Origin of the sequence: Cellvibrio mixtus subsp. mixtus J3-8, assembly GCF_000766945.1 — a bacterium.
GTDB classification, from domain to species: domain Bacteria; phylum Pseudomonadota; class Gammaproteobacteria; order Pseudomonadales; family Cellvibrionaceae; genus Cellvibrio; species Cellvibrio mixtus_A.
Genome location: NZ_ALBT01000032.1, coordinates 230,577 through 244,249, shown reverse-complemented (window position 1 = coordinate 244,249; position 13,673 = coordinate 230,577). Strand labels below are relative to the sequence as shown.

Here is a 13,673-nt window from a genome sequence, read left to right as displayed (position 1 = left end):
CATATTAACATCAAAAATTTGTACTGCACCTAAAAAAACGGGGTAACTATTCAATTACCCCGCCAGGATAGATCACTTATTTAACGAGTACCGGGTTATTCAAACAGGGCCAGGTCTATCGCATTCGCCATTAATTCATTACCGGCATCGTTGGGATGAATCCCGTCAATGGTATAAATCGGCCAGAAACGTTTTGGATCGGAAGGATCGCGTACTGCTTTATCGAAATCAATTACTCCGTCATAAGCACCACTGGTGCGAATCCAGCGATTTACTGCTGTACGGGTTGCTTCATTTTCCGGTGTATATACACCAAAAATACTATCGCCAAACGGGGTAATAGTTGCACCGTATACTTTCAAACCTTTTGCGCGGGCACGCTCGATGAACTGCTTTAATCCAACGATGATATCGCTGGCCGTAACCACTTCTGACACATTTCCAGATACGGTTGGCGAGATAATATCCACCAATCCCAAAGCAACAATAACATGAGTTGCACCTGTAATAGCGAGCACGTCGCGGTCAAAACGAGCAGCGGCGCCTGGCCCGCAAAAATCATGCAAGATGCGGTTGCAGCCAATCCCCTGATTTACCACAGCCAGTTTTTGTGTAGTGTAATTCGCATTGAAACGCCCGAATAAAAAACCGGGCCAGTTGGTTGGTGTTGCGCCTTTCGTTACCGAATCGCCAAATGCAATCACAACACCGGAATTTTTACGTGCAGATACCTCAACAACAGCAAGAAAATAATTTGATGTTACTGTCTCAGCTACGGGTAAGTTAGTTGCTCCGGTATGATTTCCCGGCTCTGAAATATAGGTATTCTGATTAACGCCCTCGACATAAGTAGCAGGCCCGGTATTAACGGGAACATAAATACTAACAGCAAGCACAGTTTGTGCTGCAACAGAAAGGTCAATAGGATCGCTGAGTACAACTGCACCTGCCGGAATAGAAATGGAAGGCAACCCGCTGAATTTTAATGTGCGATCCGAACCCGGAACAATTGCAGCACCCGTCGATTGTAACGCAAGGTGTGCGGCACCAATTTTTAACGCCTGGGTTCCAAATGCATTGGAAATACGAATACGAAAGCGTTGCCCTCCCAAACTGACACGTACCGTTTGCCGTATAGTCTGGTTATCAAAAATTTTAGGAGGCTCAAATGCAGTTCCAGCGGCTGTCGGCGGTGTTGCCCATGTTGCAATCCATTGCTCGCGATAGCTGTCACGCAACGAATTCTGGTACTGCAATGAATCATCAGTGAATTCGACAGCATTTACCATCACACAAAATGTCGATAATAAAAACCCGAATAACAAACCAGTTTTTTTCATTAAGGTAATCATAGATATTGTCCTTCAAAGAGAAATTATTAAAAAAGCTGAATTGTTTGCATAGGACCTGACTGTAAAAGTTCTGTCACACATTGCATGTGACAGAACTTTTTTCTTTCAGCATTTACGAATCAACTCTTTTATACAGTGTGCATGACCAACCCAGCGGCAGTCTCCTTCTGTCATTGAGTTGGCTTAGCGTCCCACGTATATTGAGGGGAAAAAAGAACCAGTCAGCGGAAATTTTATGGAACCAGTTTTTGCATTAGGCCTACAGGTGTCACGCGATACCGGCAATCTCGTCGCGCAAATTTACAATCAACTCAGCAAAGCGATTTTACAAGGGCGCCTGGCAGCGGGAATTGCGATACCGTCAAGCCGATTATTAGCCAGGCATCTGAATGTTTCGCGCAATACCATATTGCAAGTTTACGCGCGGTTACAAAGTGAAGGGCTGCTAATAACCCAGGCAGGAAGTAAAACATTAGTAGCAGGCATAGTAACCACCCTGCCCCATTCAACAATGGCTGCAAATTTTATTGCAGGAATTGCATCTCACTGGCAAGACACCACACTATTTGCACAACCGACCGGGTTGCCAATTGAATTTAATTTCTCAATTGGCCTCGCCGATATCAGCACATTTCCATTTGAAACCTGGCGCCGCGCAATTAACCGGCAATACCGAAAAATGGAAAACAGGACAATGGAACCCGGGCACCCCGCTGGCCAACCATTATTACGCAATATGATTGCAAAATTTATTTCACAATCACGAGCGGTCAGCTGCAGCCCTGAAAACATTTTTGTGTGCAGTGGTGCGCAACAGGCTTATACCTTGTTAGCACAATTATTTATTAAACCGGGTGAAACCGCTGTGGCGATTGAATCGCCCGGTTATCCGATGGCCAGACGTGCATTTGTAGCGGCAGGTGCGCGTATTTTTGATGTGCCTGTTGATGGCGAAGGCTTGCTTGTAGATGCCATTCCATCGGGCGTGAAAATAGTATTTGTAACTCCCACCCATCAATTTCCCACATCAGTCCCTATGTCAATTTCGCGCAGGATGGAGTTGCTAAAACGCGCAAAACAGCGTGACATGATTATTATCGAAGACGATTACGACAGCGAATTTCGCATCGGCTCACAACCTATTGATGCATTGCAAACACTGGATTCAGAAGGGCGTGTTTTTTATGTGGGGACATTTTCAAAATGTATGTTCTTTGATATTCGTACCGGTTTTATCGCCGCACCGGAATGGGCGATTCCTTATTTAGCTAACGCACGACAGGCGCAAGATTGGCGCAATCCACTCACCGCCCAACTTGCGCTCGCCGAGTTCATGCAAACCGGCGAATTGCGCCGGCATATTTCCCGTATGAATCGTATTTATGAGCAACGATATACGGCCATCATTGCCGGAGTAAATAAGTACGCGAAAGGCATTTTAACGCCCGGGGCTATACGCGCAGGAGTCCATCTGACACTCAATTTACATTCTGATTACCCTGCAAAAGCAGTGTGTGAACATGCACTTAAACAGGGGCTCAAGATTCATTGCGGCCATGAATTCAGCGTAACGGAAAACATCCCTAACCAGCTCATGCTCGGCCTTGGCCGGATTGCCCAACGCAACATTGAGCCTGCAATGCAAAAATTAGCCCGTTGTATTTTGGAAACCGGAAAAAGCCACAAAAACTAAAAAAGCAGGCCCGTTACCAAGCCTGTTTATTTCTATAACAGCGATAGATTAGGCGCCACATAAACACACCGGGAATGCAAAAAATTGCCAGCACAGGGTGAATTGTTCACGCGTATTTAATTTCAGCAAATTTAAGTGCCGTGAAAGCGTTAATTAGTGAGCCAATCAATATTTCTGTGTCGCTTAACAGGCGTATGCTTTCTTCGCAGTCATTATTTACATCCGGTAATAATGAAATTATGGCGGGATAATTTGCAGGCCCGCCCACCAATTCCATCACCCTTCCGTAATAGTCACCCAGGATCCAGGAGACACTTATGCGCAACCATAGATTCCTCGTGTTTTTATTTCGTTATTTTTTTTCAGTATTAACACTCTTTATTTGCAGTTATACCCATGCGGTGGTTATTAATTTTGACGATATAGAACGCGTACACACAGATCCGGACGATCCGTTTTGGGCCGACCAGGAAATTACGGACCAATATCTTTCCCGCGGGTTATTGATTGATGGTGGATATCTGAATAGCTACGACCCTGATTCAGATTTAATTGTCAGTGGCAAAAATTACTTGCAAGGCGGGCCCTATTTCGGTTTGACTTTTGTAGGAAAGCTACCGACATTTGTTAGCCTTATAGTGACATCTTCCCACGAGGACGTTGTTTACCTGAATGCGTTGTGCGGGGACGGGGTTACACTCTCACAGGAAACACCCGGCTGGGCAGGGCCCGATAATAACACGCCTTTTGAAGCAAAAAAGCTGATTACATTTACCTCGGACTTCGGAATTTCCCACATCGATATTTCCGCGTTTTACTTCTTGCGAACCTCTGCAATGATTGATGACCTGACTTACCACTACAGCGTGCCAGAACCAGCAGCGATATTACTTTTTATCATGGGTTTATCAGGAATTTATGGACGCCGCATAAAATTGCGTGGCAATCGTTAATGTAACGAATATCCCATTACCCACCCATATAATTAACGCTAAAAAGCCTGCAGGATTTAATTGCAGGCTTCGTATTTCCTATTTATAAACTAAAATTGTCCCGGCCATTCAGTTAACCAGAAGAATTCAGGATCTAAATAGCGCATTCACGGCGTACGCGATTTAATAAATATCCAGGCCGTTAAAGGTTATTTTGTTCGCGCAATTTATTAATATATTCCAGCTCATTTAATGCGCCTTTGTCTTTTGCATCTATAGCAAGGCATTCCTTATATTTTGCTTCAGCCTCATTCAATTTACCCAACTGGATCAAATTGAAACCAATGCCCCGTTTTGCACGGGAAAATTCGCTAATCCTGACCTGTTCAGGCGAATAGGTTTTAGCTGCATCTTCAGCCTGGGCAAAATAATCAATCGCTTGCTGCCAATCGCGTTTAACCTGGTAAATATGTCCTAACGCCGATAAATACATCGCATTTACCGGTGCCATGCTCACTGCTTTGTGCAAATAACCTTCTGCATCACGCAGCCTGCCGGTATTCATTGCGGTGAAACCACGCAAGTAATACGCATCCGAACACACGGTATCAACCACATCAACCGATTCATCCCTTGAGCTGGAAAGCACTGCATACATAAGGCTTTCTGCTGTAGTCCTGGATGTGTAAACCTTTTTCCCATCGGCCGGGTATTTAACCTCGCAGTGTTTTATCGCCTCATCAAATTCTGTAATAGCCTGAAGCAGCATGCCGGTCTGCATAAAATAAAGCCCTTGCTCTGCATGGGCTTTGTGCGGTTCGCTGATAACCGCTTGCAGTGGTTTTATCGTTGATGAACTTGAACAACCACACAGGGCAATTATTCCCGAAAAGAAAAAAACTGATTTATTCATTTTTATCCTTTAATGTGCAGGTTGATGTTGCCTATACCCGACATTAAAGAAAACCTGGCTCGCCGGAATAGTTAAAAAGTAACAGTGCTAACAATTCTACAAAAGCCAGCAATTACTATGCCCGACAGCAATTAACAGGTTGTCGCCTACATTTACAGGTTTTTATAAAAGTGGATTTTTAATTCGTCAGGCGATTCTTTATTCGACACATCATTAATTCTATAGCCGCTTGAGGTCAACATACATAACATTTCCGGGAAGTCATTCATGGATTTAACCCTGATAACCGAATAACCATTCTCCCGCGCCCAGCCCTCCTGCTTCAATAATAGCTTCTTTGCGATTCCATTACCCCTATGGCTCGGCAGCACTCCCCCCAGCCAACTGTAAAACTCATTGGGGTTTAGTTCATAACCTAATTTAAAACCAACTGCCTCATCACCAAGGGTATAAATTAATGATAAGAATTTTCGCCCATTAATTTTTTCTACCATTCCCGGATAGTCAAAATCGCCAGAAAATTCCGGAATCTGGTTGGCCAGTAAAAATGCTTGTTCTATATCGGATATGATTATCACAGGCAACTCCGACTCAATAAAATTAACAACTATTGTTTCGCCCAAAAACCCAAACCGGTTAACAATTGCAGTGAAAGTTCTTTACGATAGTTTTGCAATGCTGAAAAGCTATCACCCTGCATATAAATTGCAAATGCGGCTACAGCTTTTCCATCTTTATCTTTCACGTAGCCCACATACCAACCTTCAAAAGCGCCATCAAAATTATGTGGGTCTATGGGCCCGGTGCCCGTTTTGGCATAAAGGGAAAAATTACTTTTTGATTCTTGCAATGCAATGGTTTCAAACGCTGAAAATATTTCACGATTAACACCGCATTGGTTTTTCAATAAGCAAGCAAGAAATTTGACCTGTTCTTCCGGTGATATTTTTATTTCACCATTCAACCAGAACTGGTTGCTACCTGAAGTAAAGGCCTGGTTGCCGTAATGAAATGCTGCGAGCCATTTTCTATATTGTTCCGGATTAATACGAGGCACCAGGGCCTGGTAATACCACACTGCAGAACGCTGGAATGCAGTAGCCAGTGTTTGTGATTTTTTCCAGGTTTCCGGCCAGTAGGTTGCGGGGGGATATTTCAATTGATCCCATTCGATACGCTCATCTACCGATTTCACCGCGCCTGCCTCAAGTGCAATCAAGGTGTGGGGAATTTTGAACGTGGAATATGGACTATGGCGCTGCGTCAAACCTTTCTCATTAATTACCTGGCAATTACCGTTTTTCAGGTCAAGCACAATAAAGGTAAGGTCATAGATATCATTTTTAATGGCGAAAGAGTTGGTATCAATTGGCTTCGTCGTTGTGCAGGCTCCGGCAAATGACACCAGCGGAAATAAAAATAATAACCCTAAAAAAAGTTTCACAACCCTATCTCCATATGAATTTTTTCGCATGTTCGATTTGTCGCAATTTAATGAAATAAATTGCTGTTGGATAAACAGCTATTGAACGCCAAACTGTTTGTTTTTAAACAAAACTATCAAGCACCAACATACCTAACCACTCACATTCGCGCAACCCACAGATGGCGCATTTATTGCTGATAAGGCGGAAATGCAACATTTCCTTCCGCAATTGCTTCTACAGAAACATTCATCATTATGTGGATAGTTAACATCGCCCTGCGCCGCCCCCATACGTTTATTGTGGCGGCAATCCTGATTTTATTGGCTATGCCCTTTGTATTGGTGCGTATGCCCACCGATATTTTCCCGCAAATTAATATTCCGGTTGTCGCCGAGATGTGGGAATACCGCGGCTTGACCGCAAAAGAAATGTCAGAACGAATTACGTCGCAAGCCGAGCGCGAACTTGGGCAAGCAGTGGATAATATTGAGCATACCGAATCCTTCTCGGTCGCCGGCCTCGGCATAGTTAAAGTATTTTTCCAACCGGGTACCGATATTAATGCCGCCCTCACCCAAACCACCATGAGCGCAAATGGTGCAGCGCGAGGAATGCCGCAAGGAACGCAAGCAGGACGGGTGCGTGCCTGGTCAGCATCCGAATTGCCCGTGGTGCAGCTGAGCATTTCCAGCGATACGCTTTCCGATATTGAAATTGGCGATGCAGCCGGCAATGTGTTACGCCCGATTGTTTCAAGCAAAAAAGGCCTTTCTCTCACCTTCCCTTATGGCTCCCGTTCTCGTCAGGTATCCGTAGACATTAACGCAGCAGCCATGCTCGCTAATAATCTTACGCCAGCAGAAATTGTGACGGCGATGGGAGCGCAAAATTTAATTTTACCAACCGGGACTATGAAAGTTGGTGACAGCGAATTCGATATCAAACTGAATGGTGCCATTGCCACCATCGATGAAATTGGTTCCATTCCTATTCGCAGTGAGCGCGGTCGCACAATTTTATTGCGCGATGTAGCCAATGTGCGCGACGGTTTTTTACCAGCGGCAACTATTGCACGGCAAAATGGTTCGCGCAGCGTACTCAATTCGGTATTGGCATTCGGTGGAGTGTCCACCATTGAAGCTGTGGACCATATTAAAGATTCCATACCTGAAATTCTTTCCAAAATGCCTGAAGGTATTGATATCAAATTGATGTTTGATCAATCCATTTTTGTGAAGGCAGCCATTAGCAACGTCATGCATGAAGGTTTGATCGCTGCATTACTGACCGCAAGCCTGATTTTATTATTCCTCGGTAACTGGCGCAGCACATTAATCATTGCGGTTTCTATTCCATTATCCATTATGGTTTCGTTAATTTGCCTGCACTTAATCGGGCAGACAATTAACTTGATGACGCTGGGTGGATTGGCACTGGCGGTGGGAATTCTGGTAGACGATGCCACGGTAGAAATCGAAAACGTTGAGCGGCAAATGGCATTAGGTAAACCGCCACTGCAAGCAATTCTGGATGGTGCGCAGGAAATTGCAGTACCCGCGTTTGTATCTACATTATGTATTTGTATTGTGTTTGTTCCGATGTTCTTCCTGGATGGCATCGCCAGCTATTTATTTGTGCCGCTGGGGCAAGCTGTAGTATTTGCGATGATTGCGTCTTATATCATTTCACGCACACTAATTCCCACACTGGTGATGTTTATGATGGTAAATCATAAGCCCACAGATATTCACGGCGATAATTCTTCATCAACATCAAAAAATCCGTTCGTAAAAATACATCATACGTTCAATCACGGCTTTGAAATTTTCCGTCATAGCTTTTCTGTGTTAATTACCGGTTTGCTGGAAAAACGCAAACGCTTTATGGCTGTATTTTTTGGTTTTTGCTTACTCTCTACCGGACTATTTCCCATTCTGGGGCAGGACTTGTTCCCGGTAGTAGACAGCGGTCAATTGCGTTTGCACATCCGCGCGCCGTCCGGAACACGCCTTGAACAAATGCCGGCATTGATCAATGAAATCCACCATGAAATCCGCGCGACAATTCCCGCAGAACAAATGGGTGATATCCTCGATATTATTGGTGGCCCTTACAGTACTATCAATACGCTTAATGGCAACTCGGGTACGGCGGAATCTGCCGATTCGGAAATTATGTTCAGCTTTAAACAAGGCGAGCTGGACAGTAATGCAATTATGAAAAAATTGCGTCTCACACTTCCCAAGCGCTTTCCCCATGTGGAATTCTTTTTCCAACCAGCGGACCAAATTAGCCAGACCTTAAACTTTGGTATTCCCGCCCCTATCGATGTGCAATTTATCGGTGGAAAACCTGGCGATATTTTGCCAATCGCCGCCGCATTCAATAATGAATTGCGCAAAATCCCCGGTATAGTTGATGCCCATGTTTACCAGCGCTGGAGCAAACCGACACTGTCACTGGAAATGAATCGCACGCAATTACAACAGTTAGGTTTAAGCGCACGCAATGTTGCGGAAAACATGATGATTTCCCTGAGTGGCAGCATGCAAACCACACCCACTTATTGGTTGAATGAAGCCAATGGCAATACCTATAACATCGGCGCAAAAACCATTGAAATTGAAATGGATTCAATTGACGAGTTAATGGGAATTCCAATTGGTAAAGGTAACGATGGCAAGCAGCAGTTGCTGGGTAATGTAGTGACTTATAAGCGCACATCACAGGTGTCAGCCGTCAATCGCTATAACAATTTCAATATGATTAATATCCATGCAAATTTCCAGGATCGGGACCTGGGCTCAATCAGTCGCGATATCAATGAGCTGGTCGCAAAAACCCAAGCCAGTTTGCCGCGCGGTGTAGATATTAAAGTGCGCGGCCAAATTGAAACCCTGGATGAAGCTTTCACCGGATTAAGCGCCGGTATTCTGATTGCAATCGTGCTGGTTTATTTTTTAGTGGTAGTAAATTTCCAAAGCTGGCTCGATCCACTCATTATTATCAGCGCATTGCCTGCCGCGCTGGCGGGTATCGCCTGGATGTTGTTCTTAACGGGAACCACACTGAGCGTGCCGGCATTAACCGGAACCATCATGACGATGGGTGTAGCAACCGCAAACAGTATTTTACTCGTGTCCTTTGCACGCACACGCTTGCAAGAAGGTGCAGCACCGATTGTCGCTGCACTTGATGCCGCCACCACGCGCTTGCGTCCGGTGTTAATGACAGCCTGTGCGATGATTGTCGGTATGTTGCCAATGGCTCTTGGTTTAGGCCAGGGCGGAGAACAAAACGCACCGCTTGGTCGCGCGGTGATTGGTGGTTTGTTGTTTGCAACCGTATCGACATTACTATTTGTGCCACTGGTATTTGCCAGCTTGCACCAGTTTTTAAGTGATCGGACACGACCAGCGAATCATTTTTCACCGCTGGCGAACAACTAGCAAAATGAAATTACTTAATTAAAAACGTAAAACAAAAAATTTATTAGAGCATCAATACAAATGAATGATTATCACCCTTTACCAAAGGATGACACCGATGGACTTCATACAAACGAGCAGGAACATTTTTCTGCATCGTCGGTGGAGTCGCTCCAATCACCTGCCAGATCAACCAATGAATCCATCATAACAACCAAAAATGTTGCGATTGCATTGATTGGTTTGCTTCTGGTAAGTGGTGCCACGCGCGCCCTGGTCAACCAGCGTGATGCAAAAGCGTTGCAGGATTACACCACCGCGACATTGGAACGTACAGTATTAACAACAAAAGCCAAGCCCGGTGCATTGCAACAAAATTTGCGTTTGCCAACAAGCTTGCGCGGAAATACTGAAGCCGTTATTTACGCACGCACTAATGGTTATGTTTCCAATTGGCACAAAGGTATTGGCGATTATGTAAAACGCGGCGAATTGCTGGCGACACTGGATACACCGGAACAGGAACAGGAACTTGCACAAGCGCGCGCCCAACGTGAACAAATTGCAGCGCAACTTGAATTTGCTGAAAAAACACTAGCGCGTTGGGACAGCCTTGCACAACGTGAAAGTGCAATATCCCCCCAGGACCTGGATGAAAAACGCAGCCTGGTTCGCCAGACTCGCGCCGATTTAAATGCAGCAGATGCCAATGTAAAACGCCTGGGCAATGTTGAAAATTTTCGCCATATTCGCGCGCCCTTTGACGGGATTGTTACCCGTCGCAGTATTGAAGTGGGCGATTATGTGGCACAGGGCAGCAAGGAATTATTTGCGATTACCCAAACAGATCCACTGCGCGCCAGTATCTGGGTTCCACAGTCGTATGCTGACGGTTTGCGCTTGAATGCCGAAGTAGAATTAACCTTGCGCGAACAGCAAGGCCCGCTGGAAGCGCGTATTGAGCGAATCGCGGGTGGTATAGATCCGGGCACTCGTTCACGCCAGGTGGATTTATTATTGCCGAACCCTAATGCCACTTTATTGCCCGGTGCTTATGCCGAGGTAAATATTCCCGTTACCAGCAGTGTCGAAACCTTGGTGGTGCCCGCCGCCACATTAATTATTCGCGATCAATACCAACGCATTGCTGTTGTTGAACCGGATAATAAAATCAGTTTTCGCAATGTAAAGCTGGGGCGCGACTTAGGGCGCGATGTGGAAGTGCTGGAGGGCATCAGCACCGGAGATACCCTGGTGGTTAGCCCGCCGGATCAATTAGTGGAAGATGAACTGGTAAAAACTTTAGCCTGGAAACCGGCAGCACCTGCTAACAGGTGATCCATTCGGGTCGCCTTGGTCAATAAATAACTTTCGTTTTCGCTGTTCAACCCTGCCTCAATCGGTACGCGCGTAACAACCGGTATACCTTCTGCAGTGAGCGCGCGGATTTTGTCCGGGTTATTCGTCAGCAATTTTACTGATTGCACACCCAAATCATTTAATATTGCTGCGGCTAGCCAATAGCGGCGCTCATCAGCACCGTGGCCCAACATTAAATTGGCATCTACAGTGTCGTAACCAAGATCTTGCAAATTATAGGCGCGCAGTTTTTGTTCCAGGCCAATCCCCCTGCCCTCTTGCCGTAAATAAACCACGACACCGCGCCCTGCCTTGGCAACGGCTTCCAACGCACGATTTAATTGTTCGCCGCAATCACAACGCAATGAACCAAGTACATCGCCGGTAAAGCATTCGGAATGGACGCGTACCAATACTTCTTCAGCGCCCTCCAGATCACCCAAATAAAAAGCGAGGTGTTCTTTGTTGTCTTCAGTGTTAGTGTAATAACACAGTTGGAAATCACCATATTTAATAGGAATGCGTGCACACGCTGTGCGTGTTACAGAATGCTGATGCTTAACCAATTCATAAACTCCTGATCCAGATTTTGCTGCTATTTATTACTGACCGGCGACAATTTTCCAATCGCATTTTCAAATAAACCAATCGCCAATACCGAGCGCGGCCAATAGCTGAATTGAAATACCAGTAATAATCCCGATAAGCTCAATACCGCCGTATATTCCACCAAACCGTTGCCAAACCCGCTGCTATACACCTGATACACAACAGCAACGGCCAATAGCAACCAACCGATAGTATCCAGCGCGAGCCTTACATCATCATGTAACTCACGGCTCGGCCATACTTGTTGCAAGTGACGATTTTTATTCAGTGCCAGCAATGCAAAGCCTATGTAAACAATAATCGTAGATACCAGCATCAGGCATTCGCCTCCTGTGCAACACGGTTTACTTTAGTTTTAACGGGAGCATTTATTTGTTGTTGCTCACGTTGTTGTAATTTCACGGCGGCAATTGCGAATAAAATAGCAGTAGCAATTGCGACTAGATCAAATCCTGCAAACACCCAATCACCTTGTTGTAAACTCTGGAATAAATCGCGCCCGGTAGTAATTGCATTTACAAAAGGCAGCAACAGGAAAGCCGCCGATGCAACCCAGAGTTGCTCGATCCAGGCGCGATTGATCGGACGCACCACAGGATGTAATAACGCAATCAGCCAGACAATAAACATGACGTGTACTTCCCACTCATTGCGCGCAGGCAAATCAACCGGCAATAATCGATTCGCTAAAAAATACGCGGCAATGGCCGTATGCAAACCGGCAATGGTACCGACGTTCAAACCTTCCACCAAACGATGACCGAAATCCGGGCCTTCAGCTTGCTTGAGTTGTTTTGGCCGGCGTTTAACGATCCATAAAATCAAACCGGAACCAATAATGGCAACACCGGCGAGGCCGGAAAAGAAATACAACCAACGCAACCACCAACCCGCAAATAAACTTTCATGCAAACCCTGTACAGTTTCATAAAATGTGCGCGGCGCGGCGGTAGTGGCTGGCTGTTCGGTAATGAGCTCACCATTGGTTGCATTAAATACCAGCTCTTCCGTAGAGCGCAGCGGTGAAATAATCTGGCGAGTCACTATCGCTTGTGCATGTTGATCGCCAGGATAATGAATTTCCACCGAACGTACTTGTCCTTCCCCCCAGCGACGTTCTGCTTCAGCGGTAATTTGATTCAGTGATACTAATGGCACCTGTGTTTCCGCACGCTCCAAACGATATTCGCGCGCTGCCAATTCATCATTAAATTGTTGGCGATTTTTTTCGCCAAACCCGTAATTGGCACCGACAATTCCGGGCACCAATGTCGATAGGAAAAATAACAGGCCGGTATAGGTGATCATAAAAAAGAATGGCAGCGTTAGTACTGCTAATACAGCATGAAGATCCAACCAGGAACGCTGGCCTTTATTCGGGCGAAAGGTGAAGAAGTCGGTAAAGATTTTTTTATGGGTAATGACTCCGCTCACAATTGCCACTAGCATAAACATGCTGCAAATACCAATTATCCAATTGCTCACTGAGCGCGGCATATATGCCAGGGCGTAATGCATTTTATAGAGCAATTGACCACCGCCCGTTGCACGGGTATCCAGCGGCGCTGCGGTGGATGGATCAATAAATTCTTCACCGCGTTTTAGCGCTTGCCCGGGTTTAACCTCGGTATCCCAGGTAATGCGCAAATAAGGTGTATCGCGATTGGTAGCAGGGTAAATCGTCCAGCGCTCTGCACCTGCACCCCGTTGTGTTAATCGCTGCTGCGCTGCGCTAATTTCTTGTGCGAGTGGCACCGCCTGCGGAATTACTTCAGGCTTCATCCATTGATCAATCTCTGTATCAAAGCGGCCGAGGTTGCCGGTGACAAACACAAAAAATAATACCCAACCTACGACTAATCCGGTCCAGGTATGCAACCAGGCCATAGATTGGCGAAATCCGTTTTTCATCGATTAAGCCCTCATTACTTTATTAGATTAAAAATTAAAAAATGTGCAG

11 protein-coding genes are annotated in these 13,673 nt (G+C 45.6%); 4 read left to right on the top strand and 7 right to left on the bottom strand.

Annotated features, from left to right (window positions below; all coding sequences use genetic code 11):
• Positions 1-95 precede the first annotated feature (95 nt).
• Positions 96-1,352 (bottom strand): SGNH/GDSL hydrolase family protein, encoded by a 1,257-nt coding sequence (locus A596_RS01060; RefSeq protein ID WP_052417097.1) that lies wholly within the window; start codon positions 1,350-1,352, stop codon positions 96-98.
• Positions 1,353-1,587: 235 nt separating this feature from the next.
• Between A596_RS01060 and pdxR the strand changes: the two genes are divergently transcribed.
• A complete protein-coding gene (pdxR, locus tag A596_RS01055; RefSeq protein WP_039911992.1) occupies positions 1,588-3,045 on the top strand; it encodes a MocR-like pyridoxine biosynthesis transcription factor PdxR in 1,458 nt (485 codons plus the stop codon).
• Positions 3,046-3,362: 317 nt separating this feature from the next.
• Positions 3,363-3,998, top strand: coding sequence for a PEP-CTERM sorting domain-containing protein (locus tag A596_RS01050; RefSeq protein ID WP_039911991.1), 636 nt, complete (start codon positions 3,363-3,365; stop codon positions 3,996-3,998).
• A gap of 181 nt (positions 3,999-4,179) precedes the next feature.
• Here A596_RS01050 and A596_RS01045 read toward each other — a convergent pair whose 3' ends face one another.
• From A596_RS01045 to A596_RS01035, 3 genes are all read right to left on the bottom strand, one after another.
• The gene (locus A596_RS01045; protein WP_039911989.1) at positions 4,180-4,890 is read right to left on the bottom strand and encodes a tetratricopeptide repeat protein; all 711 of its coding nucleotides are present in this window, start codon (positions 4,888-4,890) and stop codon (positions 4,180-4,182) included.
• A 152-nt stretch (positions 4,891-5,042) separates the two neighbouring features.
• A complete protein-coding gene (locus A596_RS01040; RefSeq protein WP_200882832.1) occupies positions 5,043-5,468 on the bottom strand; it encodes a GNAT family N-acetyltransferase in 426 nt (141 codons plus the stop codon).
• Between the two features lie 29 nt (positions 5,469-5,497).
• Entirely contained in the window at positions 5,498-6,334 is an 837-nt protein-coding gene (locus A596_RS01035) for a penicillin-binding transpeptidase domain-containing protein (protein WP_039911988.1), read from the bottom strand.
• 237 nt (positions 6,335-6,571) lie between these two features.
• Between A596_RS01035 and A596_RS01030 the strand changes: the two genes are divergently transcribed.
• The gene (locus A596_RS01030; protein WP_039911986.1) at positions 6,572-9,766 is read left to right on the top strand and encodes an efflux RND transporter permease subunit; all 3,195 of its coding nucleotides are present in this window, start codon (positions 6,572-6,574) and stop codon (positions 9,764-9,766) included.
• 60 nt (positions 9,767-9,826) lie between these two features.
• On the top strand, positions 9,827-11,083 hold the full coding sequence (locus tag A596_RS01025; protein ID WP_084127875.1) for an efflux RND transporter periplasmic adaptor subunit: 1,257 nt from the start codon (positions 9,827-9,829) through the stop codon (positions 11,081-11,083).
• Here the strand turns inward: A596_RS01025 and ribA are convergent.
• From ribA to A596_RS01010, 3 genes are read right to left on the bottom strand one after another with little or no spacing between them, the layout of a single operon-like run.
• On the bottom strand, positions 11,017-11,670 hold the full coding sequence (ribA, locus tag A596_RS01020; RefSeq protein ID WP_052417095.1) for a GTP cyclohydrolase II: 654 nt from the start codon (positions 11,668-11,670) through the stop codon (positions 11,017-11,019). The two genes, A596_RS01025 and ribA, sit on opposite strands and share 67 nt — an antisense overlap.
• A gap of 29 nt (positions 11,671-11,699) precedes the next feature.
• On the bottom strand, positions 11,700-12,029 hold the full coding sequence (locus A596_RS01015) for a DUF3325 domain-containing protein (RefSeq protein WP_052417094.1): 330 nt from the start codon (positions 12,027-12,029) through the stop codon (positions 11,700-11,702).
• Positions 12,029-13,624 carry a PepSY-associated TM helix domain-containing protein gene (locus A596_RS01010; protein WP_039911985.1) on the bottom strand — a complete coding sequence of 532 codons (1,596 nt, stop codon included), beginning with the start codon at positions 13,622-13,624 and terminating at the stop codon, positions 12,029-12,031. Before A596_RS01010 ends, A596_RS01015 begins: the two co-directional genes overlap by 1 nt.
• Between the last annotated feature and the right edge of the window lie 49 nt (positions 13,625-13,673).

What these genes read in the sequence shown, in the direction of transcription:
- A596_RS01050 (WP_039911991.1), top strand. Translation starts at nt 3,363, where the DNA reads ATGCGCAACCATAGATTCCTCGTGTTTTTATTTCGTTATTTTTTTTCA.
- A596_RS01025 (WP_084127875.1), top strand. Translation starts at nt 9,827, where the DNA reads ATGAATGATTATCACCCTTTACCAAAGGATGACACCGATGGACTTCAT.
- A596_RS01030 (WP_039911986.1), top strand. Translation starts at nt 6,572, where the DNA reads ATGTGGATAGTTAACATCGCCCTGCGCCGCCCCCATACGTTTATTGTG.
- A596_RS01060 (WP_052417097.1), bottom strand. Translation starts at nt 1,352, where the DNA reads ATGATTACCTTAATGAAAAAAACTGGTTTGTTATTCGGGTTTTTATTA.
- A596_RS01015 (WP_052417094.1), bottom strand. Translation starts at nt 12,029, where the DNA reads ATGCTGGTATCTACGATTATTGTTTACATAGGCTTTGCATTGCTGGCA.
- A596_RS01045 (WP_039911989.1), bottom strand. Translation starts at nt 4,890, where the DNA reads ATGAATAAATCAGTTTTTTTCTTTTCGGGAATAATTGCCCTGTGTGGT.
- A596_RS01010 (WP_039911985.1), bottom strand. Translation starts at nt 13,624, where the DNA reads ATGAAAAACGGATTTCGCCAATCTATGGCCTGGTTGCATACCTGGACC.
- pdxR (WP_039911992.1), top strand. Translation starts at nt 1,588, where the DNA reads ATGGAACCAGTTTTTGCATTAGGCCTACAGGTGTCACGCGATACCGGC.